General features: G+C 41.0%; 27 protein-coding genes and 1 tRNA gene. 11 read left to right on the top strand and 17 right to left on the bottom strand.

Going from position 1 to position 21341, the window contains the following annotated elements:
* The first annotated feature begins 57 nt into the window (after positions 1 to 57).
* The 5 genes from larE to MZHIL_RS09145 are packed head-to-tail and all read left to right on the top strand — an operon-like array spanning position 58 to position 3492.
* Positions 58 to 858: an ATP-dependent sacrificial sulfur transferase LarE gene (gene larE, locus MZHIL_RS09125; protein WP_013899087.1), complete on the top strand. Its 801-nt coding sequence runs from the start codon at positions 58 to 60 to the stop codon at positions 856 to 858.
* Positions 855 to 1304: a GNAT family N-acetyltransferase gene (locus MZHIL_RS09130; RefSeq protein ID WP_013899088.1), complete on the top strand. Its 450-nt coding sequence runs from the start codon at positions 855 to 857 to the stop codon at positions 1302 to 1304. The genes larE and MZHIL_RS09130 overlap by 4 nt, the downstream gene beginning before the upstream one ends.
* The gene (locus tag MZHIL_RS09135; protein WP_013899089.1) at positions 1298 to 1864 is read left to right on the top strand and encodes a DUF531 domain-containing protein; all 567 of its coding nucleotides are present in this window, start codon (positions 1298 to 1300) and stop codon (positions 1862 to 1864) included. The genes MZHIL_RS09130 and MZHIL_RS09135 overlap by 7 nt, the downstream gene beginning before the upstream one ends.
* Positions 1865 to 1919: 55 nt before the next feature.
* Entirely contained in the window at positions 1920 to 2738 is an 819-nt protein-coding gene (locus MZHIL_RS09140) for a TrmB family transcriptional regulator (protein ID WP_048815567.1), read from the top strand.
* A gap of 1 nt (position 2739) precedes the next feature.
* The gene (locus tag MZHIL_RS09145) at positions 2740 to 3492 is read left to right on the top strand and encodes a DUF166 domain-containing protein (RefSeq protein ID WP_013899091.1); all 753 of its coding nucleotides are present in this window, start codon (positions 2740 to 2742) and stop codon (positions 3490 to 3492) included.
* Between the two features lie 38 nt (positions 3493 to 3530).
* Here the strand turns inward: MZHIL_RS09145 and pheS are convergent, their stop codons facing one another.
* From pheS to MZHIL_RS09180, 7 genes are all read right to left on the bottom strand, one after another.
* A complete protein-coding gene (pheS, locus tag MZHIL_RS09150; RefSeq protein WP_013899092.1) occupies positions 3531 to 5009 on the bottom strand; it encodes a phenylalanine--tRNA ligase subunit alpha in 1479 nt (492 codons plus the stop codon).
* Between the two features lie 30 nt (positions 5010 to 5039).
* On the bottom strand, positions 5040 to 6344 hold the full coding sequence (locus tag MZHIL_RS09155; RefSeq protein ID WP_013899093.1) for a tryptophan--tRNA ligase: 1305 nt from the start codon (positions 6342 to 6344) through the stop codon (positions 5040 to 5042).
* Between the two features lie 127 nt (positions 6345 to 6471).
* A complete protein-coding gene (locus tag MZHIL_RS09160; RefSeq protein WP_013899094.1) occupies positions 6472 to 7686 on the bottom strand; it encodes a radical SAM protein in 1215 nt (404 codons plus the stop codon).
* Positions 7687 to 7696: 10 nt separating this feature from the next.
* Positions 7697 to 8464: an RAD55 family ATPase gene (locus tag MZHIL_RS09165; protein ID WP_013899095.1), complete on the bottom strand. Its 768-nt coding sequence runs from the start codon at positions 8462 to 8464 to the stop codon at positions 7697 to 7699.
* Between the two features lie 121 nt (positions 8465 to 8585).
* Positions 8586 to 9194, bottom strand: coding sequence for a translation initiation factor IF-2 subunit beta (locus MZHIL_RS09170; RefSeq protein WP_013899096.1), 609 nt, complete (start codon positions 9192 to 9194; stop codon positions 8586 to 8588).
* 28 nt (positions 9195 to 9222) lie between these two features.
* Positions 9223 to 9738 carry a 50S ribosomal protein L16 gene (locus MZHIL_RS09175; protein WP_013899097.1) on the bottom strand — a complete coding sequence of 172 codons (516 nt, stop codon included), beginning with the start codon at positions 9736 to 9738 and terminating at the stop codon, positions 9223 to 9225.
* A 194-nt stretch (positions 9739 to 9932) separates the two neighbouring features.
* Positions 9933 to 11000: a DUF1786 domain-containing protein gene (locus MZHIL_RS09180; protein WP_013899098.1), complete on the bottom strand. Its 1068-nt coding sequence runs from the start codon at positions 10998 to 11000 to the stop codon at positions 9933 to 9935.
* 48 nt (positions 11001 to 11048) lie between these two features.
* On the opposite strand from MZHIL_RS09180, the gene MZHIL_RS09185 reads away from it, so the two are divergent.
* The 3 genes from MZHIL_RS09185 (at position 11049) to MZHIL_RS09195 (ending at position 12843) form a co-directional block, all read left to right on the top strand.
* Positions 11049 to 11588: a MogA/MoaB family molybdenum cofactor biosynthesis protein gene (locus MZHIL_RS09185; protein WP_013899099.1), complete on the top strand. Its 540-nt coding sequence runs from the start codon at positions 11049 to 11051 to the stop codon at positions 11586 to 11588.
* 202 nt (positions 11589 to 11790) lie between these two features.
* Positions 11791 to 12495 carry an RAD55 family ATPase gene (locus MZHIL_RS09190; protein WP_013899100.1) on the top strand — a complete coding sequence of 235 codons (705 nt, stop codon included), beginning with the start codon at positions 11791 to 11793 and terminating at the stop codon, positions 12493 to 12495.
* Positions 12496 to 12582: 87 nt separating this feature from the next.
* Complete coding sequence (locus tag MZHIL_RS09195; RefSeq protein ID WP_013899101.1) at positions 12583 to 12843, top strand: YhbY family RNA-binding protein; 261 nt, start codon at positions 12583 to 12585, stop codon at positions 12841 to 12843.
* 7 nt (positions 12844 to 12850) lie between these two features.
* Here the strand turns inward: MZHIL_RS09195 and MZHIL_RS09200 are convergent, their stop codons facing one another.
* From MZHIL_RS09200 to MZHIL_RS09245, 10 genes are all read right to left on the bottom strand, one after another.
* Positions 12851 to 13162 (bottom strand): DUF190 domain-containing protein, encoded by a 312-nt coding sequence (locus tag MZHIL_RS09200; protein WP_245527589.1) that lies wholly within the window; start codon positions 13160 to 13162, stop codon positions 12851 to 12853.
* Between the two features lie 37 nt (positions 13163 to 13199).
* Complete coding sequence (locus MZHIL_RS09205) at positions 13200 to 13559, bottom strand: fluoride efflux transporter FluC (protein ID WP_013899103.1); 360 nt, start codon at positions 13557 to 13559, stop codon at positions 13200 to 13202.
* A complete protein-coding gene (gene crcB, locus MZHIL_RS09210) occupies positions 13556 to 13954 on the bottom strand; it encodes a fluoride efflux transporter CrcB (RefSeq protein WP_013899104.1) in 399 nt (132 codons plus the stop codon). Before crcB ends, MZHIL_RS09205 begins: the two co-directional genes overlap by 4 nt.
* Positions 13947 to 15140, bottom strand: coding sequence for a molybdopterin molybdotransferase MoeA (locus tag MZHIL_RS09215; protein ID WP_013899105.1), 1194 nt, complete (start codon positions 15138 to 15140; stop codon positions 13947 to 13949). Before MZHIL_RS09215 ends, crcB begins: the two co-directional genes overlap by 8 nt.
* A gap of 39 nt (positions 15141 to 15179) precedes the next feature.
* Positions 15180 to 15458: a ubiquitin-like small modifier protein 1 gene (locus MZHIL_RS09220; RefSeq protein ID WP_013899106.1), complete on the bottom strand. Its 279-nt coding sequence runs from the start codon at positions 15456 to 15458 to the stop codon at positions 15180 to 15182.
* Between the two features lie 80 nt (positions 15459 to 15538).
* Positions 15539 to 15613: transfer RNA gene (locus MZHIL_RS09225), tRNA-Pro, on the bottom strand.
* 136 nt (positions 15614 to 15749) lie between these two features.
* Entirely contained in the window at positions 15750 to 16520 is a 771-nt protein-coding gene (locus tag MZHIL_RS09230; protein ID WP_013899107.1) for an ABC transporter permease, read from the bottom strand.
* Complete coding sequence (locus tag MZHIL_RS09235) at positions 16517 to 17077, bottom strand: UbiX family flavin prenyltransferase (RefSeq protein ID WP_013899108.1); 561 nt, start codon at positions 17075 to 17077, stop codon at positions 16517 to 16519. Before MZHIL_RS09235 ends, MZHIL_RS09230 begins: the two co-directional genes overlap by 4 nt.
* Positions 17074 to 17433 carry a prenylated flavin chaperone LpdD gene (gene lpdD / locus MZHIL_RS09240; RefSeq protein ID WP_013899109.1) on the bottom strand — a complete coding sequence of 120 codons (360 nt, stop codon included), beginning with the start codon at positions 17431 to 17433 and terminating at the stop codon, positions 17074 to 17076. Before lpdD ends, MZHIL_RS09235 begins: the two co-directional genes overlap by 4 nt.
* A gap of 12 nt (positions 17434 to 17445) precedes the next feature.
* Positions 17446 to 18642: an HD domain-containing protein gene (locus MZHIL_RS09245; RefSeq protein WP_013899110.1), complete on the bottom strand. Its 1197-nt coding sequence runs from the start codon at positions 18640 to 18642 to the stop codon at positions 17446 to 17448.
* A gap of 126 nt (positions 18643 to 18768) precedes the next feature.
* Between MZHIL_RS09245 and cofD the strand changes: the two genes are divergently transcribed.
* From cofD to dph2, 3 genes are all read left to right on the top strand, one after another.
* Positions 18769 to 19698, top strand: a complete 930-nt coding sequence (cofD, locus tag MZHIL_RS09250; RefSeq protein WP_013899111.1) for a 2-phospho-L-lactate transferase — start codon at positions 18769 to 18771, stop codon at positions 19696 to 19698.
* A gap of 90 nt (positions 19699 to 19788) precedes the next feature.
* Positions 19789 to 20361, top strand: coding sequence for a hypoxanthine/guanine phosphoribosyltransferase (hpt, locus tag MZHIL_RS09255; protein ID WP_013899112.1), 573 nt, complete (start codon positions 19789 to 19791; stop codon positions 20359 to 20361).
* Complete coding sequence (gene dph2, locus MZHIL_RS09260; protein WP_013899113.1) at positions 20354 to 21340, top strand: diphthamide biosynthesis enzyme Dph2; 987 nt, start codon at positions 20354 to 20356, stop codon at positions 21338 to 21340. The genes hpt and dph2 overlap by 8 nt, the downstream gene beginning before the upstream one ends.
* Position 21341 lies beyond the last annotated feature (1 nt).

Genomic DNA, 21341 nt, shown 5'->3' on the forward strand with positions numbered 1-21341 from the left:
GGATGCACTGCCAGTATGACAAATAAAATATAAAAGAAGAATATTATTCAAAATTCAATGATAGATGAAAAGATAGAAAAAATCGGGAATGCAATCCGTGAAAAGGAAAAGGTAATGGTAGCATTCTCAGGCGGGGTGGATAGCTCAACACTTGCTGCAATTGCATGCAGAAATCTTGGAAATAATGCCATTGCAGTTACTGCAGATTCCGCCTTCATGCCACGCAGTGAAGTAAAAAATGCACAGGCAGTGGCAGAGGAAATGGGTATACAGCATCATGTGATTCTATTTGATGAATTAAAGAACATGAATATCATGCATAATAGCCAGAACAGATGCTATTATTGCAAAAAATCTCTTATTGATTTTTTCAGAGATATTGCTAAAAAAGAAGGTTTTACAACTCTGATTGAAGGCACAAACGCATCTGAGATAAAAGGATACAGGCCCGGGCTAAAGGCATTGGAGGAAGCGGATGATTTTGTATATTCTCCCTTTAAGGAATTTGGTGTAACTAAAGAAGAGGTAAGGGAGATGGCAAGTGCCTTCCAGCTAAGCATTGCACACAAACCATCAGTGGGCTGTCTTGCTACCAGAATTCCATATGGAGATCCAATAACATTAGAAAAACTGCTCAGAATTGAAAGAGCAGAAGATTATCTGTATTCACTTGGTTTTTCTCAGCTGAGAGTACGTGATCATAATGGCCTGGCAAGAATTGAGATTCTGCCGGAACAATTTTCTTTGTTCCTGAAGATGCATGAAGAAATCAATAAATATATATTGGCTCTTGGTTTTTGCTATATTACACTGGATGTACAGGGTTTTCGAAGTGGAAGTATGGATGAGGTTCTGTGAGTGCAGCTAATGTTTTGATTCGCAGTTGTCGACCTGATGACATGAAACATGTAATTAAAATTGCATCCACCTACTTTCTTGATATTGCAGATATAAGATGTGAGGACTGTGCAGTATCTGAAACAGGAGATGGCAGGATAACCGGCTTTGCAGCACTTGTGTGTGATAATTTTCCTGAAATACATACAGTTGCAGTTGCTCCTTCTTACAGAGGGAGGGGTACTGGCAGAAAGCTGGTTCATTATCTGATATCAAAAATACCTTCAGGACACAGGTATGTTTATACAAGGACCACATCCACAGGCTTCTTTCTAAAAATGGGTTTTGCTATGATGGAGCAATCAGATAAAATAAATCTCTGGGATGATTGCCTGGAATGCAAATTCTCAGACACATGCCAGCAGAAGGTTTTAAGATACACACTGGATGGTGCTGATAGATGCTGACAATGGGCCTGGTCAATACGTATGACCGAATAAAGATACTGGATGCACATTATCGTGCAATTGCAAGGGCAGCTCCCATATGCTATGCATTTGGATTTAATCTTGCACTATTTGACTTTCCGTTTACTATGGAATCTGATGAGATGGTTGATTATGTAGTTGACAAAACAACAATTGGCGAATCTGGAAAATACCTGCGTATGCTCCATGAAAGCAGACGTTTTTATCTTTCTGATCTTCCAAAAAAAGGATTTCAGGCTCATCTGGGACACCCTGTGGTAACCACCTCAAAACCAGAGGAAAAGTTCAGGACAACACCACAGCAGCTTGTGGACGAAATCATGAGAAAAAGGTCGTTTCTGATACTGGTGGGCCTTGGAAGAAAGGGTCTTCCTAAGAATATGTACCAGCTGTCCAGATATCACCTTGATATCACCTCGTGTGGAGTATCTCTGGAAACATGTACAGCAATTGGAGCAATTGCTGCCAACATTGAAGGAATTGCTGCAGGTCGCAGGATATCACTTTCATCTGATAGAACTGCTTCAGAGAAAAATTGATTCTGTCTAAACGGCAACAACATTATATATTATCAACAAAATAATGATAAATAATATGGTACCAATATCCAGCAGGCTTATTGAGTCCATGATGAACCTTGGCTTGACAAAAAAAGAGTCTGAGGCATACAATGCACTTGTGAGCAATGGAGTGATGACTGCTGAGGATATCAGCAGGACTATCGGTGTTCAGTATCCTATTGTTTACAGGACCTTGCAGAGCCTGAAGGAAAAAGGATGGATAGATTCTACTGCAGACCGGCCCAAGAAATACAGGGCAAAACACCCAAAAACAGCTGCAAATATCGCAGGCAAGCAGATAATAGAATCAGTCAATGAATCTATTGAAATAATAGACCGGCTGCTCACTCCTCATTATAATGAAAATCAGGAAATACTTACCCAGGAGATATGGATATTAAGGGGATATGAGAGGGTTATCCAGAAAATATCCGATATGGGGAAAAAGGAGTGTCAGAGTGTGAATGCCAAGATAACAGGACCCATTGATGATGATACATTCAATGAAATTTTTACATGCATCCGGAAGGGTATCCCCATAAAAGTGAAAATAATGGGTCCTCCGATCATCAATGTTCATCCAGCTCTAGAATCATACATAAGTATTGAAAGGCCTTTATTTGAAGGTAAATGCCGTCATTCTTCATTCGGTCCCCATGAAGCTTCTGAGAAAGAAGAATTTCTGGAAAATGTTCATAGTTCCAGGTTTATATCGATCCATCTGCTCTTTGGAAAAAAAGAGGCTATATGGATCAATATTCCCTATAAGGATAATAAGGTAGTGAAAGACAAAGTGTGGGCAAACTGGATACTTGACCCTGAATATATTTCGATTATTATGGAAGATATCTAACATGCGTATATGTATTCTTTATTCCGGAGAATTTGGCAGAAAAGTTATAGGTAATCTGGTAAATCTGAGTGGATTCTGTGTATCGTGTGGCGACCTCTGTGATCAGTGTCGCAGATGCAGGCCTTCTGCTGCAGATCAAATCGTAGGAATATATGAGATTACTCAGAACCTTCCAGAATTTATAGAAGAGCCTGAGGAATATCTGCCGGCAATGATTCCTGAATGTGATCTGTTAATTGCAATGGATCTTCATCCCGATCTGTTGACCGGACTGCCTGATATTGCAGAAAAGGCAGGCATATCTGGTGTTATTGTACCGGTTGAGCAGCACAGGCTTGGACCACCTGGAATTATTGAGAAGGTAAGAAAGGATCTTGAGTCAAAAGGCATTGACTGTGAATTTCCAAGAGCCTTTTGTTCACTAGAAAAATGTGGTAAACCCGTAATTGACAGATTTGTTGAAATGGGATTCGGTAAACCGGTTCTCAGGGTACAACTTAATGAGAGAAAGGATCATATTGTTGCAGCGGATGTAATAACAGATGCCCCCTGCGGATCCACATGTTTTGTTGCAAGAAAGCTCAGGGGTACAGCGGTAAAAGAGTATAAAGAGACTGTATCCAGTGCTCACCATGCATATCCCTGTACAGCAGGAATGGAAATTGATCCGCAGATAGGCGATACCATTCTACACAGAGCAGGATATATCATAAGAAAGAGCGTGGAAGATGCACTGGAGGATTGTAAAAAGTAATAACTGGCTTGTCTACTGAGCCGCAACAGAGGCGCAGTTTACAGCCTGAATACTTCAGATTGTCTAAGCCAGTCAATATCTGATCGATACAGTTCTCTGAGATCCTTAAGTCCAAGTTTTAACATTGCAACACGACTTACTCCAAGTCCCCAGGCAAGTACAGGCTCTTTTATACCAAGTGGCTCAGTTACTTCTTTTCTAAAAATTCCGGCTCCTCCAAGTTCCACCCAGCCCATGCCCTCAATGTATACTTCTGGTTCTACGCTGGGTTCAGTGTATGGGAAATAACCAGGTCTAAAACGCACATCCTCAAACCCCATTCTGTGATAGAACTCAGTAAGGCATCCCAGGAGATTTGCAAAGGACATGTCTTTATCCATCACTACTCCTTCAAGCTGTTCAAATTCAGGTGTATGTGTTGGATCAATTGTTTCGCGCCTGTATGCCCGGTCAATACAGAAAGCCTTTACAGGAGGTTGTGGATTATCTGCAAGATATTTGATCGTAACAGACGTGGTATGTGTTCTCAGTACATTTTTTGCGGCTATTTCCTCACACCATTTTCCACCCCATCCTGTAGATTCATTCTCTCCCCCATATTCATGCATGGCACATACTTTGCTCATGTATTCTTCAGGCAGCTGTGCTGTAGAATCCAGATGGAAAGTATCCTGCATTTCACGTGCAGGGTGATCCTGTGGCTGAAAGAGTGTATCAAAATTCCAGAATGAACTCTGTACTATGTCGCCTTTTATCTCAGTAAAGCCCATTTCCAGAAAAATATGTCTCATCTGGTTCAGCAGACGCTGATAGGGATGTATTTTACCCCCGTAAACAGGTTTTGGAGGAATCGATATGTCATATGGCCTGAAAGTCTTATTCTTCCATTCCCCGCTTTTTAGTAACCTGGATGTCAGTTGAGTTATTTCTTCCTGGATCTCAAGCCCGCTTCTGGCAATATCCAGTCCTTCATCTGTGATCTCAATGGTCCTGAATTTATCTTCATCTTCATATACAAGCTTTCTTTTGATAAGATCCTTTAAGACTTTCTCAAAGTTCTCTAATTCTTCAAAACTCAGAGTTTTACCTTCAAGCCTTCCAAGCAGTACTTCATCAATTCCAGGTTCAGGCTGGGAGAAGGGAACCATCTGCCCGTTATCAATAACTGCCCATCCCTTTCTGAGAAGCCAGCCGGTTGCTATTCCCACCATCATAGGTGAGAATCTCTGTTTTAGATCTTCAATAGGTACCGGCTCTGAAATAGAATCAATAATTTGCCTCTCAGGCAATCCATTTTTGGCGTATTCCTCTCCTTCTGATGTAAGACCGTATTTTTTGACCACACTGTCCTCTACATTAACATATCCCTTATCTTCAAGCAGAAAAGCTGCATGCATTGCAGTTTCTGTTTTAAGTTTTGATGTCTGTGAAAGTTCTTCTGGAGTACATTTTGGACTATCTTTCAGGGCAAGTAACACAGCCTTCTCATGAGATGTAAGTGTCTGCTGGGAATTCATATCAATACCTGTATGTTGATTATTTTTATATTATTCTTTTATTCCATATTCATGTAACCGCTCTCTTGCATTCTCACGCATCTGCTGGTGCTCCACCAGAAACTCCTTCATAAGCTCTGCAGCATAGGCTTTGCATTTACCACACATTAGCTTTCCATTACTGCATTCCTGATGTATCCTGGCAAGTTCCCTGTCATCTTCCACAAGATGAAACAGCATGATTTCAAAGACCGAACATTCTTCAGGTATCCCTCCAAGTTCTTTCTGTTCCTGGAGAGTTATACGTCCACCGGTTTTTGAACGTTTTATCTTTTTGACAGAACTCTCAGGATCATCTGTAAGGGCAATATAGCTATCAGGTGAACTGCTTGACATTTTTCCACCCTGAAGACCGGACATGAATCTGTGATATGTAGATGCAGGTGGTACAAAAGAATATCCTCCAAATTCAAGTTCCACCTGACGTACTGTTTCAAGCAGGTCGTTAAAATCGTCGGTATTATATACATCGACATGTCCCTCAAACAGTTTTGCATCACCAGGGGCCAGCTCTTTAATTTCCTTTAGTGCCTCTGATGGTGCAGATTTACTTCTGACACTGAAGTAAAAATTACCATTATTCTGCTCACGCTTCTCTATTCTGAACATATTCATCTTGTGTGCAAGGCCCCTTGTAAGTCTTATGTGGGGATCTTGGTCAGCACCTACGGGAATTACTGTGGGCTTTGGTCCCCCGTTGTCACTTAATTGCGGGTTGAGTATATCTGCGCTCTGGCACAGGGCACTTATCATATGGGATATATTCGTTTCTCCACTAAATCCATAGATTGCACTCATTTCCGAAAAATTAGCCCGAACTCCCAGTTCAAATGCAAGGTCCATAATTTGCTGTGATTCTGACTGGAAATAGATATGTCCTTCGGGTTCAAATCCAAGTGCTATCAGACTGAGTATATATTCATTGATCCCTGTTTCCCTGCACATCTCCCACGAAATACCCCTGACCGAATAAGCTTCCCTGTCAGCAATACCTACAAAGGCATCCCCTCCCATCTTCTGGTGCCATATGATCTCGTCCATCACCATTTTATGACCCAGGTGGACCTTTCCGCTGGGCATGAACCCACTCATGACTGAAAATGGCTTCTGGTTGTTCATTGCATCTATTACCAGATCATAACTTCTGTGTCCAAAAATTATATTTCGTCTTATATAGCGGTTAGGACTCTTTATTTCTGGAATTAGATCGTTGAAAGGAGATATTCCAAAATCATCAAACAGCCTTGAATAATCCTGAATGCTGGACGAACTCCATGGGTTTATTTTTACATTCATTTAGTACCTCTCTTATCTTCATTGTGCAGGATAGAGCTGGATTTAATATTGTTGCCGTTTGTCTTTATATTTTGATGATCTAGCTGAAATTAGAATCCACATGCTTCTATGTAAATGTTGGCATTTCTCAATCCCTTTTGATCTCATCAAAACTGAATGGTATGGAGGAGTTATCAGGAATGCTGTTTACAAGCTCAAGAAATTCTGGTGTATGCATCAGGCAACTGCTTCTGTGACCTCTGAACTCATTATATGTTCGTATTCGGCTCCATATTTCTTTAAGGGAATTTTCACTTATGTTACCGAATTCAAAAGGTATGTAGGGACAGGGTTTTACTGATCCGTCCACACATACATGCAGCCACCTCTGGCCTGCCAGGCATCCAAGCATCTCTCCTTCAAAATAAGTACTGGAAAATATCCTGGGTCCGTCTTCGGCAGAATTGATCTGCTTATACATATCAAGTATTGTGGCTCTGTGAATGTCTGAAAGGATTGGATCCCCTTTCTTTTTAGGAACTGATTCCCAGAGGGAAAACTCATGAACTCCAAGCTCAGATGCAAATTCATACATTTCAGGAAGTTCACTGATCCTGGTGGGGGATACATGTGTGGTCATTGTGACCAGTAGGTCAGCATCAAGACCGTGTTTTATGGCAGATACCGCTTTATCGAAAGCACCTTCAAGCTTTCTGACAGAATCATGTTTTTCAGGATTTGTGGAATAAATACTTATCAGGAGATTGTGAAGTCCTGCTTCTTTGAGACGTCTTGCAGACTCAGGTGTTATTTCCGTGCCCGGGGTGAAGATATTCACTATAGCTCGATCTTTATCCACATATTCTATAAGTTCGAATATCTCTTCCCTTAAAAGGGGATCTCCTTCAGTGAAGGTGATAATGAATGCTCCCATATCAAGGGCCTGGTCAATAGCATTTTTGATCGTGTCAATGTCAAGTTCTCCTTCTCCACCACTTACAACACAGTGCTCGCAATTGCAGCGACACTCCCTTGTGATCTCAAATGAAACGGTTTCAGGCACGTATTTTCCAAGTGCTATCTGAAACTCGGCAAGAAGGAGCCTTTTAAATACCTTGCCAGGTATTGGCGGTAACCATGCAGATGCAATGATTTCATCATCTGTGGCCTTTGCAGGTCTTTCGTTTTCAAGTCTTGAATTGATTTTTTCAATAAAAGGAGTACAGAGATGTTTTAGATAGCCTTCAGCATTGAGAAAAATCCGGTTTCGGGCATTTACCAATTTTATTGTGACTCCGGGCACTGATAGTACTTCTATCTCATTTTCGATGGAATTATGGCTGGAACTGTTTTTGTCCATCATTTATCCCTCATTATAATGTTGTAAAATCCATGGCATCATTTTCATGTCCGATAACCGATTCTGAGGGGTAGACAACGATTCCTCCATCGGTTATTGTATAGGGATGTATTGATTCCTTGTGTTTTACTCCCCTCATTTTAAGGATTTCGAGAGCACGAACACGATTTCCTCCAACCCTGAACATATGCAGTCTGATAACACCCTCGCAGAGATACTCCTCTACATTGAATTCTCCGCAATTGTCGCTTATTTCACTTGTTATTAGGGTGGTGCAGTCCATATTTTCAATATTTTTTATAAATTCCAGTATCACGTGCCTTACATTGACCGGATCGGAAGAGATCTTTAGTGATGTTATTGAATCAATAAAAAGTCTTTTTGCACCGGTTTCCTTTACATTCCTATATATTTCTTTAAGAAGATGCTCAATGGTTGCTATCTCTGCGCTGGCTGTACCGATATTATCCTGAGATTCCTTGATGTATCTACTATAGACTATGGGATTTGCTCTTATAATCCGGATCTTGTCTTCCTTGGTCAGCCTTTCCAGGTCCCAACCATGTCTCCACATATTTCTCATAATACGTGCAGGAGACTCTTCAAGTGTTACATATAGTCCCGGATCATTGTAATCCACAGCGCCCTTGTATAGATACTGGATTCCAAAGGTTGATTTACCTGCACCTGGACATCCTGTTACAAGGATCACGTCATCTTCTATGAATCCACCTTCGATCATTTCATCGAGGCCGGGAATTCCAGTTGGTACACGAGTCATATTAATCTCGTTTAATTGATGAAATTTGTAATTTCTTGATGCCAATACTATAAAAAATGATTTGTATCTTATGAAAAGTATCCATGGATTATCCATAGAAACTGTTCATACAGAATTGCTGTTATACTTTTTCAGCAAAGGCAAGCGTACCACTGATGCGTTTTATTCTGATGTTTACAACATCCCCCTGACTGGCGCCAGGTACAAAGATTGTAAATTTACCAACTTTTGCTATACCATCGCCTTTGGAGCCAACAGCTTCGATCTTTACTTCATACTGTTTTCCTTCCTCTATGGCATCCCTTGCCACTTCCGTCATAGCTTTGCGCTTTTTCACAGGACGGTGAGCTCCGCATGCAAGACATTTGAGCACCATGACCCTCTCGACCTTCTCCAGTTGAGTATCAGGCCTTCCACACTCTGAACATATCACATATTCTTCCACATAGGATTCAATATTTGATTTGATCAGTTCTTTAGGGAATTTTCCCTGAAATATAGCTCTGCTTCCTTCAACCTTACCTGCTGTTCCCAGTTCCCTGGTCAGGTATTTCATGAGGTGATCCGGATCACGGTTGAGAACATTTATAATGTTGGTGAAATTGTCAAGTACTGTGGTTTTTCCTTCAATAAAAATCCTGGGCTCCGGTATTATAAAACGGGCATCAGTGGTCTCTACATCCGGCAGGTTCTCCAGTGCACGATCCAGAAGCTTTTCATATTCATCCATTTTGCAATCTCCCTGCCATAGGTTGTATTTACTGTACCAGTTCCTGTCCTTTATCTACCACTATGCGCACAGGTGTTGGCAGTTTATATCCTGCTCTTTTGAGAGCCTTTTTTGCGGATTCAAAGTTTTCTTTGTTGACTCCTACGGTAAATATCTTTTGACCTGCTGAAAGTCTGGCGGCAGTTCCTACGTTCTTACCATATGCTTCTCTCATACCACTGGATACACGGTCAGCACCGGCACCTGTTGCCTGCTTGTTTTCCCTCAATACCTCATGGGGATATACACGCAGTTTCAGATGATAGGATGCACGGCCTGATTTCATGAGTAGTCTGTTTGCAGTAATACGTGCTGCTTCCAGTGCAGTATGACGTATCTGACATTTTTCCTCAGCTAACAATGATAGCTTAATTGGAAATTCTGCAGACTTATTGCCCATGTCATAGTGAATGATCTGACTTCCCGGAACACCGCCCATATACTCCCGGCGAGTAAATGAACGCTGCTTTACGTTTCTGTACATGCTTGCTGGTTTTCGTACCATGTAAATTGAACCTCCTGATTAGGTTATTGATTGGTTATTATGCAGTTAATGTGATCGTTTCAGGAAATATATCCTGAAAATCTATTATGCTAGATTTGGTGCTTATACTTGAATCTGTTGATAATACTATTATCAATATTTCTAGTTAACGCTGGTTTCCTTATTACTTTGTAGGTTATAAGCTTTGTCCAGCATTATTTCTTTTTTTGAAGGTGTCCTGCAACAAGCCCATAGCATCCAGAAAGCATCATATTACCTGCAGGTGCTGCAAATATCACTTCTCCCCTAAAGCCCTGCGATAACAGTGGGATATTCTCAACCCTGTTCCTGTTTGGCCCTGTGACTAAAACAGATCTGATACTTTCGATACCAATATTTTCTATAGTATAACATCCATGGCCACCCTCATTAAATATTTCCTCAAATGTGAGTGAGCCATCACCCAGTTTTATAATATATTTCTGGAAATTATGCCAATCAATTGCAGATGTATGGTGCTCAAAAAGTCCCACTATCCTGTCATCACTTACCACTGCAGCCAGTGTATGGCCATTGCCCACATTTACAACAATACAGGGCTGAACCGCACGAGAATCTTCCATAGCTCCGAAAATAGCTGCAGGACCGGTATCCATGAACACGGTATCAAAGCGGGAAAGGGCTTTTGAAGCAGCTTTCATACGGGTCAGATCTTCGGGAATGTCATGGTATTCGTAGGTGAAACAGTCTATTGTACCGCCTTTGTTGATTGTATCCTCCAGATATCTGAATCTTGCTTTTCTGTTGCTGCTGTGAGGGGAATTTCCGTGGTCCTGGAGAGCCACGCAGATCCTATCAGGCACTATGAGGTCAAAACTTGAAAATGATCTTTTAAAGATATCAGGATCAATATCGCCCATTTTAATTCTTTCAAAAGGCTTATCGTTTTTGGAAATCTCATTGACATTCCTGATGATTCTGATTCCAAGAGACTTCACCTTTTCAATGTTGTCGTTTATGGTAAGTGCAGCCTTTTCCTCTGCATATACACAAAAGCCTGAATGTATATGATCCCGGATAGCACGCACACACGGTCCTCCTCCCATTATATCGCCGGTTAGCAGAATATTGCTCCCTGAATAAGTTGCTTTTCTGATTCTGCCGGCAATAATTGATGTAGGTGAGGGCATGACCATGTGATAGTTGTTCTCAGGCTCTTTTTCGGTATCATAGATAAGGATATCCTGGGTACCTGTTCCTATATCAATTGCTAGTATCTGCATATTCAAATCGGTTATTACATATACAGGTTTTATGTATAAATTCTTTCTATGAATTCACCCACCTCAGATCAACACAGAAAAAAATCCAGAGGTAAATACAAGTTTTCAGTGATTACAATATCCAGCTCAAGGTTTCAAAAATATGGCAGTGTATCCAGTCCAGATGAAGCCCGGGATACTTCAGGCGGTTTTCTGGTAGATTACTTACAGGAACACGGAATGAGTGTTATAAGATATATTCTGACAGATGATGATAGATCTGATATCATAAAAGCGGTCGAACTGGCTATGGATTCAGGAGCAGATGTGATTATTACTACCGGCGGGACAGGCCTATCTCCCAGGGACCTTACTATTGAGTCATTAAAGCCTATGTTTGATAAGGAGATGCCAGGTTTTGGAGAACTCTTTCGACTCCGCAGCTTTGACTCGGTTGGCACGGCAGTTGTGCTCACCCGAACGACTGCAGGGATTATTCAGGGCAGGGCAGTGTTCTGTCTTCCAGGGTCCACAGATGCATGCAGGCTGGGGATCGAAATAATCGTTCCTGAAGCGGGACACATAATTAAACATTCCAGAACAAATTAAAATTATTTATCAGTTCACACCATTTACAGAGTATTTATTAGGTATGTAAATAAAATCATTTTTTATAGGAAGATGATCATGACTGAATAGAACTTTCAAAGATTTGAGAATATAAAGTTGGAGATAAAGGACAATAAACAAATAACAAACATTATAAATGTATTATTGAATGCTTTATTAGATATTTTAGGGAACGGTATACATGGCAGGATATTCGCTGGGCATAACTGAACTGGATGAAGTAATCGGGGAGATCAGAGGTGGTACAAATCTCATGTTGATTGGCCCGCCAATGAGTGGAAAAGATGAAATAATCAACTCGATTCTTTATAAAGGTCTTCTGGAGAATAACTCTGGTATTATTGTAAGTACTGTGGATCCTGGAGAGAGAATAGTCCAGTGGTTTCAGGAGCATGGAATCGATCCCTCAGATTCTCCTGTTGGAATAGTTGATTGTGTAACCCGAACACTTGGACTGGGATCTGCTGATACTTCCAGCATTAGACGTGTTGCAAGTCCCGTTGACCTGACGGGTATTGGTGTAAAGATCAGCCAGTTTTTTGAGGAATTTATGGTGAAAAGAAAGCTGGAACAGACCAGATTGTGCATAAATTCACTTTCAACAATATTGATGTATTCCAATCTCCAGACCGTTTTCAGGTTCCTTCATGTTTTCACGGGTCGTGTAAAGGCGGCAAATGCCTTCGGGCTTTATGTTGTGGAGGATGAGATGCATGATTCCAGGACAATTGCCACCCTCAAGCAGCTATTTGATGGTGTGATAGAAATAAGGTCATCAGAGGACGGTCAGCATTCATTGAGAATTGTGGGAATAACCTCCAAGCCAACACCATGGTATGAATATGATATTGACGGGGCAGATATCCTGATCAGGAAAATTGAATGAGCAGATACTTTTATGATATACCTGTAGTCTTATATACATAAAAATCACTGACTTAGATTATATATCAGTTCTATGGATGATACTTATATGGAAAATAAAAAGCTATATGAACTCAAATCGAGAGCAAGCCAGCTAAAACCTGTAATCAATATTGGTAAAAGCGGAATAAATGAGGCTGTGATTGAGGAATTAAAGAATTACATTAAAAGAAACCGGCTTGTTAAAGTGAAGGTACTTAAGACTGCTGTAGGTGATGAAAATATTGATGATATTGCCAGCCGGCTTGCAGCAGAAACAAAAAGTGAACTTGTTGAGATCAGGGGAAGATCGGTAACCCTCTACAGATAAAAAATGATTATATCCTTTCACCTGATAGCACTTCTATCCTGTGCATTGTAATCAGTTCTTTAGGTATCATTGAACGAATGCAGTCGATCAGCGGCCTGATCTTTTCCTCATCTTCTATGATTTCTATAATTTGAGGTAGATCTGAACTCAGGCGAAGTATGCGGGTGGTATGCAGGTCTGTATGAACTCCGTATCCTGCAGTACCCCGGATAACGGTTGCGCCCGAAACATTGTTTTCTTTTAAATATTCCAATATTGCACTGGAAGCACTTTTACCCTTATATATATCATTTTCACTCAAATATATTCGAATTGTCACAAAGCTCAAAATAATTCACCTTACTAGATTGTTTGTTTTACAGTATCATAGTAGCAATCAGGTGCCCTGCACCAACGCCGGTAATACATAATGCCATGTTACCTATTATGTTTAGCCAGAAGTGATATATCTGTTCATTTTCCAGTAGCCTGAATGTTTCATATGAGAATGTTGAATATGTCGTAAAAGATCCCAGAATTCCTATATTGAATAAATATAATTCAATTCTTCCTTCGCTGGAAAAGGTGAGTATGGATAACAGAGTACTTCCTATAAAATTGACTGTTAATGTACCTGCAGGAATAATTTCCTTTCCCGAAAAAAACCCAGTAAGACTATATCTCAGGACTGCACCTATAAATCCCCCTCCTGCCACCATCATAATATTTACTATCATCTGTTCCTCCTGGATGAAACATATATAACTGCTTCCCGCCCTGCAATAATTGCAGCTATTCCCAGAATCAGGTTAAGGAAAATATTGGCTATTGAATAAATTAAGGATACTGAAGCCAGCGTATATGTCTGCAGTGCAAAGTTGGAGAAGGTGGTCAATGATCCCAGAAAACCAATACCGAAAAATAGTCTGAAATGGGGATTCACATTTCCAAATTCAGTGCTGTACATGAGTACTCCAAGCATGAAGCTACCAAGTACATTGATAATAAGGATATTGAAAGGGGTGCTGGCAAGTCCTAAAAATCCCATCCTGAGAATGGCTCCTGAAGAACCTCCAAAACCCACATAAATCAGAGGCCATATCTTCTCTTGATTAATGAAATTATCATTCAATTAGTTCGACTTCCACAATTTCTCCTTCTTCATATCCCTCAACGTTCTCCTCAATGACAACAAACCCATCAGCCCTTGAAACCGAACTCATTATCCCTGCACCAGAAGTCATCAGAGGGATTGCATTTCCGTTTTCAAGTCTGACTCTGGTATAAGTAACATATCCGATTCTGGAGGTAATTTTTCTATCCAGGCGCGCCTGCAACGGGGGAGTCCTGATCTTATTTATGTGGGCCAGCTTCATGAGAGAAGGGCGGACAAATTCGAACAGGCAAACAAGACCTGCTGCAGGATAACCTGGCATGCAGATGACTGGTATATTATTTATGACTCCAAGTGCAGTGGGTTTTCCGGGACTTATTCCAATTCCATGGACCAGAATCTTTCCAATAGAGTCAACAGCATCAGGGACATGATCTCTTTCACCAACTGATGTTCCTCCACAGAGTAAAATCATATCAGCATTTAACTGAGATTCAATTACCTGTCCTATAAGTTCAGGATTATCAGGGACGATATCACAATACTGAGGTTTTCCTCCCCATTTGCTCACATACATTCCTGCCATGAGACTGTTTGTTTCAGTTATTTTCCCCGGTGGAGGGGTTATTTGTGAAGGCCTTTTAACCAGTTCATTTCCTGTAGGTATTATCGCAACCACGGGTTTTCTGTAAACTTCAATAATATTTATTCCAATTGAAGCAAGCATTGCGATGTCACATGGGCGCAGAAAATGGCCAGCATCCAGTACCTTATCACCAATCTTTATGTCTTCTCCTGTATAACCTACATGTTTTCCTGGATGAACCTGTGTATGGACCTCAATAAGATCTCCTTTATGTGAAGTGTCTTCTATCTTTACCACAGCATCCGATTCTGGAGGCATGGCAGAGCCTGTATGTACCCTGACACAGGATCCTTCAGATATTTCATCCGTAGCCCTGAGAATAATGGGTGATGAATCGGATGCTGAAACAGTATCTGATGACCGTACAGCGTATCCATCCATTGCTGCCCGATCATAATGGGGCACATTGCGCTCTGCAATCACATCTTTTGCAAGGACCCTGCCACAGCTATCATTTAGTTCTATCGTCTCACATGAATCAGGAGGAGTAAAGGAATTTAGAAGTAACTCTCTGGCATCAGCCAATTTTGTGCGTTTCCTGATAATTTTACTTTTCATTTAAACCAGAACTTCCTTATTCCATCTTTAAACCTATTTTTATCCTCCGGACACAGGAGGAAAAATGGCAACTTCATCTCCATCTGATAGTCTGGTTTCAGTCCTTTCCAGATGGTGAATGTTGTTGCCGTTTACAAATATATTGATATATCCGCGTATTTCCTGTTGTCCATTTTCAAATATAAGATCTTTAACTGCAGGATAGTCTGTGACCAGTATGCTGAGCAAATCAATCACTGTCTCTGCATTATATTCAGCCTGTGATATCCCGGCTTTCTCTCTCACATTTGCAAACAGTTTTATCTTTACATTTCCCATGAATTAAATCATCCAGATAATGTTTTATAAAATTATGCATAAGACCGGTGCAGTAAGAATGTGTCAATTGTTAAAAAAAATGGGATAGCGCGGATTTGAACCGCAGTCCAAGCGTCCCAAACGCTCGAGGATCGTCCAGGCTACCCTACTATCCCGGGTTGATTGGTTTTTAAGTTACAATAAACGGCCTTCAAACAGGTCGTTTTTGCACCTCTCCTAAGTATGCATTCTAATAGATATAGTTTACGATAATATATGATTGATTGCCAGTTAATACTATAAATCTCTAGCTCAGGAAGTAACACGGTTGAAGGACCAGCCACCAAGTATGACCATCATAAAAGCAAATGCTATGACCACTGAAAGACTGGTGAAAGGGGATATCTGTGGATCTGCTATCAATGCCCATCGGAGTGATTCTATTCCATAGGTCAGGGGGTTTAGGAGAACGATGGTTTTAAGCCATACAGGAAGATTTTCAAGAGGGTAAAAAGCTGTACTGGCCATAAGCAGTGGAAATGTCAGAAATGTCATGACCAGCTGAAATCCTTCAATTGATTCTATCTTTGAGGCAATGGATATTCCAAGCCCAATGAATCCAAGCCCTATCAAAAACATTATTGGAATACTCAGGACCTGACCCCATGCTGATGTATAGTTAACACCAATTATTCCGGCAATTACCATCAGTATGATTCCCTGAATCAGTGCAGTTGTAACACCACCTACTGATTTTCCCAGGGCTGTATAAAATCTGCTTACAGGTGCGATCAAAATTTCCTTCAGATAACCAAATTCCCGGTCCCAGATGATTGAGATTCCTCCTGTAAGTGAGGAGAAGAGTACTGACATGGCAATAATTCCAGGAGCCATATAGTCTATGTAACTGATGCCATTAATATCTACAGCAGTGTCCAGTGCAGAACCCAGGAATACCAGAAAGAAAAGGGGAGTTGCAATGGATCCTATTATCCTTGATTTTGATCTCCTGAATCTCAGCATTTCCCTGAGCCACAGTGTGTAAACAGTCTGGAATGCTATTTTCATATCAGTATATTTCATTGATCTCCCCAGCGTCTGTATGCACTGTTCTCAATACCTGCCAGATCAAGCGCTCTTCCGGCAATGGTATATATGATTTCATCAATGGTCTGCGGTCGCGAATAAAATCCAGGGCATGCTGGAAGTACACAGGCACCTGCTCTGTCAGCTTTAAGCATGTTCTTAAGATGAATCTGGTTCAGAGGTGTTTCCCGCGTTACCAGTACAAGCTTATGTCTTTCTTTTAGACAGACATCTGCCACGCGGGTCAGGAGGTTATCTGTTACTCCGTTTGCTATCGACCCGAGTGTCTTCATACTGCAGGGTGCAATTATCATTCCATGTATTCGATAGGATCCACTGGCAACCGGTGCTGTAAAATCTTTCTCATCATGTACAACAGATGCAAGTTCCTGGATCTCTTTGATAGTATAATCACTTTCTATACTTATGATCTTTTTAGCAGATGAAGTAATTATAAGGTGTGTTTTTATCTCGGTTTTTGAGAGTATTTCCAGAAGCTTTATTCCGTAATCTACACCTGATGCACCACTGATCCCAATTACAATCTCCTTCAAGCACGTTCCTCCAGTATAGCGGCCAGATCATCTATCATCTGATAGGAAATATCAACAATATCTCTGATCTCCGATTTTGTAATATTATCTAAATGAATCCCTGCTATAAATACAGTTGTTGTTTTTGTAACATATGATATATGTTTTGCACCATCATATGCAATTTCTGTTTCCCTGTGGCCTGGAGATTTAATAACATCTGTGAACACCCTGTCACTTGATCTGTCATAGTATGCAAAACCCGTTGCTCCAATATGTTCATCCCCTCCTCTTAATACCACTACATTATCTCCCCCAATATTTTTCCATTCCAGAACCAGTTTTGCACGCCCAACCCTTTTGATCATTGATGGCATATTCAATCTCCTTTACAGTTCTGTAAGTCTGAACTGTTTTGTATTCTTCTTCACATCAAAAAATTCCCTCGCAACCTTTGCAACCTTTTCACGATATTCCTGTGGCGTATATACTCCCATTCTCCAGTTATCAAGGTGTGCTTTTTCCAGAATGGAAACTACGTGAGATGCCTCATCAATTCGAATAATCTGATCACCTGTGCGGACCATTGCCTTCATTTCAGTAATTTCAGGAGTTTCAGGAATGTCGACAAGGACTTTTTCGGGTTCAATCCCTGCAAGCTCTGCTATCTCCGTTTCAATTCTGTCAGTGCTGCTCTGTAATTTCAGCACATTCTCACTTACAGATTCAAAACCTGTGTACAGTGCTCTTTTATACAGACGCCTGTCTTCCAGTCTCCTTGCAATATCACCTGCATAACCCGTATCATTTCTCATTGCTTCAAAGAGCTGTGAATCATCCATCTTTCTAAAACTGAAAGGGTCAATTGTCTTGTTTTCGATCAGGTACCTTATTGCCTTTGAACACATTGTTTCTGCAATTCTGGATACATGGTGAAAATAGACTGATGGGTGCATCAGGAACCTTGATACAAGCAGGGATTCTGCTGCTTTGAGTCCTCCCATTCTGACAACTAAGCGGTTTTCGTAGAAATCCATTTCATGGATGAGCCTGATATGATCGACAAGCCCAAAGGTTACTCCTGTATAGTGAGCATCACGTATCAGGTAGTCCATTCTGTCAACATCGATCTCACTGCACAGAATCTGTCCAATTGAGGTTTCTCCTTTAATATGTTTTGCCAGTCTTGAAGGATTCAATCCAAAATCTTCCAGGACATCCCTGATCTCTTCTTTTTTGAGTATATGCTTCACATCATCATGTTTCTGGCGTGTATAATGTTTGATTATTCCTTCACTGACATGGGAAAGGGGGCCGTGGCCAATGTCATGCAGCAGTGCAGCAGCTCGGAGTTCATCCTTCTCATCCGTTCCAGGCTCTTCTATCTGATTGGTCAGCATGCCTGCAAGATGCATTGTTCCAAGGGAATGCTCGAATCTTGTATGATTTGCTCCTGGATAGACAAGATTTGAAGTACCCAGCTGTCTGACCCTTCTAAGTCTCTGCATTCTTTTAGTATCACACAGACCAAGACCCATTGTGTCCATTTCTATATAGCCGTGTACAGGGTCACGTATTACTTTCATATAAGTGGCGCAAAAAGATGGTTTTTGCTGTAGGCAAAAATTGCGCCTTTTCACCTCTCATTATACTGTGGTCGTTAAACTTTTTAACTTTATGCGAGATTTGATTGATACTAGGTGACATAATAGATGATAATATTATCCGGAGGTACAGGAACTCCTAAACTGTTACAGGGAGTAGCCTGTGTCCATGATCATGATGATCTTACAGTTGTTGTAAATACTGCTGAAGATAGCTGGGCTGGTGGAAATCTGGTAACACCTGACATTGATACTGTTCTGTATCTTCTCTCAGGAAAACTCGATACTGATAAATGGTGGGGAATAAAGGATGATACATTCACAACCCACAGAGCCCTGGAAGCTATGGGATTTGATGAAGGTATGATGATTGGTGATAATGATCGTGCAACTCATATTATGCGTACGCAAATGTTAAGAAACGGCCATACTCTCACCAGCTCAATTGAAAAGCTTGCAGATTTATTTGAAATAGATATTCGGGTATTGCCAATGTCTGATGACCCTATATCTACTATAATATGTACACCTGAAGGTGAAATGCATTTTCAGGAATTCTGGATACGTGAAAAGGGTCTTCCAGATATACTTGATGTAAGAATTGAAGGTATTGATAAAGCAAAAATCTCACCTGCTGTGCAGAAAGCACTGAAAACGGATGATCAGATTCTGATAGGTCCAAGCAATCCGGTTACCAGCATAGGTCCCATTTTATCAATACCGGGCATGGTTGATATACTCAAGGAAAAAATAGTTGTGGCAATAAGTCCGATCATAGCAGGCAAGCCTGTAAGTGGTCCTGCAGAGAAACTTATGGCTGCCAGGGGAATTGAGGTATCATCAACAGGAGTTGCTGATGTATACAGGAATATCATGGATGCATTTGTGGTGGATATCAGGGATGAAATCAGTGGCCGGAATTTTGAAACTGATAGATATTCAGTGTATCGTGAGGATACATTGATGAGTTCCGGAAAAAAGAGTGAAAATCTAGCACATGCTGTATTGTCAATATTTGAAGATCTGTCCAAGAGTTGAAATGTCATTCAATATCACATATGGGATTATGCTCTCAGTTCATCCGGGCAAGCGCTACTTATATAAATAATATTGTGTACAGAATACTCGATGCTTGAGCAGCTATATGATAGTCTTGTGAATGCTCCTGTTGTAAAACGCGGGGATTACTCTTATTTTATACATCCTGTTTCTGATGGGGTACCTCTGCTTGAACCATCTCTTCTGGAGGAGATTTCGGAGTGTATTCTTTGCTATGCGGACATGGATGTGGATCGCATAGTCACAGTGGAAGCCATGGGTATTCCAGTTGCAACATGCCTTTCTTTAAAAACAGGTATTCCACTCTCGATAGTCCGAAAGAGAAAATACGATCTTGCCGGAGAAATTGAACTTTCTCAGAGCACTGGATATTCAAAGGGAAAACTGTATGTAAACGGCATATCAGAAGGGGACAGGGTACTCATTGTTGATGATGTGATCAGTACAGGCGGTACACTCCTTGTACTTGTAAAAGCTCTTGAGGATGCAGGCATTAAGATATCTGATGTGGTGGCTGTTATTGAGCGTGGCACAGGTTCAAATGATCTCCGGGATGCAGGTATTGATGTGAAGACCCTTGTTCGTGTTGAAGTTGATGATGACAGGGTGGTTGTTGAGGAGGTATACTCGGACAATGAATGAAGAATTTGATTTCCAGTTTGGCCATGTTATTGATATTATTGATAAAACAGGGGCTGAGATTGTTGGCCTCCAGTTTCCCGAGGGTTTCAAACGCAGAGGTATAAAAATTGCATCATTTATTGAGGAAAATACCGACTGCAGGACCCTGATTTCTGCAGATCCCTGCTTTGGAGCATGTGATATAGACCGGAATCTGTTATCCAGGGTAGATGTTATGTTCCACTTTGGACATTCAGTACTGGAACCTGGAAAATATGAAAATGTACATTTTATTGAGTGTCGAAGCAATGCTGATATTGAGCAGGTTATTGAAAATGCATTGAAAAAACTAACCGGCAAAAAAATTGGCCTAGTTACCACTGTACAGCATGTTCACCACCTGCCCGGGGTGTCTGAGATACTGGAAACTAACGGGATGGAAGCGGTCACAGGTACTGGTGATTCCAGGATTACATATCCGGGCCAGGTACTGGGATGCAATTTTTCAGCTGCCCGGGACCAGATATGTGATGAATATCTCTATATAGGAAGTGGAAACTTTCATCCGGCAGGTGTTTCCCTTTCAACAGGAAAGCGTGTACTGGTCGCAGATCCTATTCTCAATGAAGTACGTGAAATTAACACCGAAAAAATAATCCGACAGAGGAGTGCTGTTATTGCAAAATGCATGGATGCATCTCTTTTTGGAATAGTTGTATCTGACAAGAATGGCCAGATAAGGATGGATACTGCAAAGAGGCTCAAGGAACTGGCACATCAACATGACAGGCAGGCGCATATTCTCTCAATGGACTTGGTCACACCTGAGCAGCTCTTAAATTTTAAAGTGGATGCTTTTATCAATACTGCATGCCCAAGAATTGCAATTGATGATGTGGGTCTCTACCCGGCTCCAATGTTAACGCCTGTGGAATTTGAAATCGTTCTTGGAGAGCGCAGCTGGGATGAACTTGTTCTGGATGAAATAAGGGGTGAATGAT

The organism is Methanosalsum zhilinae DSM 4017 (assembly GCF_000217995.1).
Classification (GTDB): domain Archaea; phylum Halobacteriota; class Methanosarcinia; order Methanosarcinales; family Methanosarcinaceae; genus Methanosalsum; species Methanosalsum zhilinae.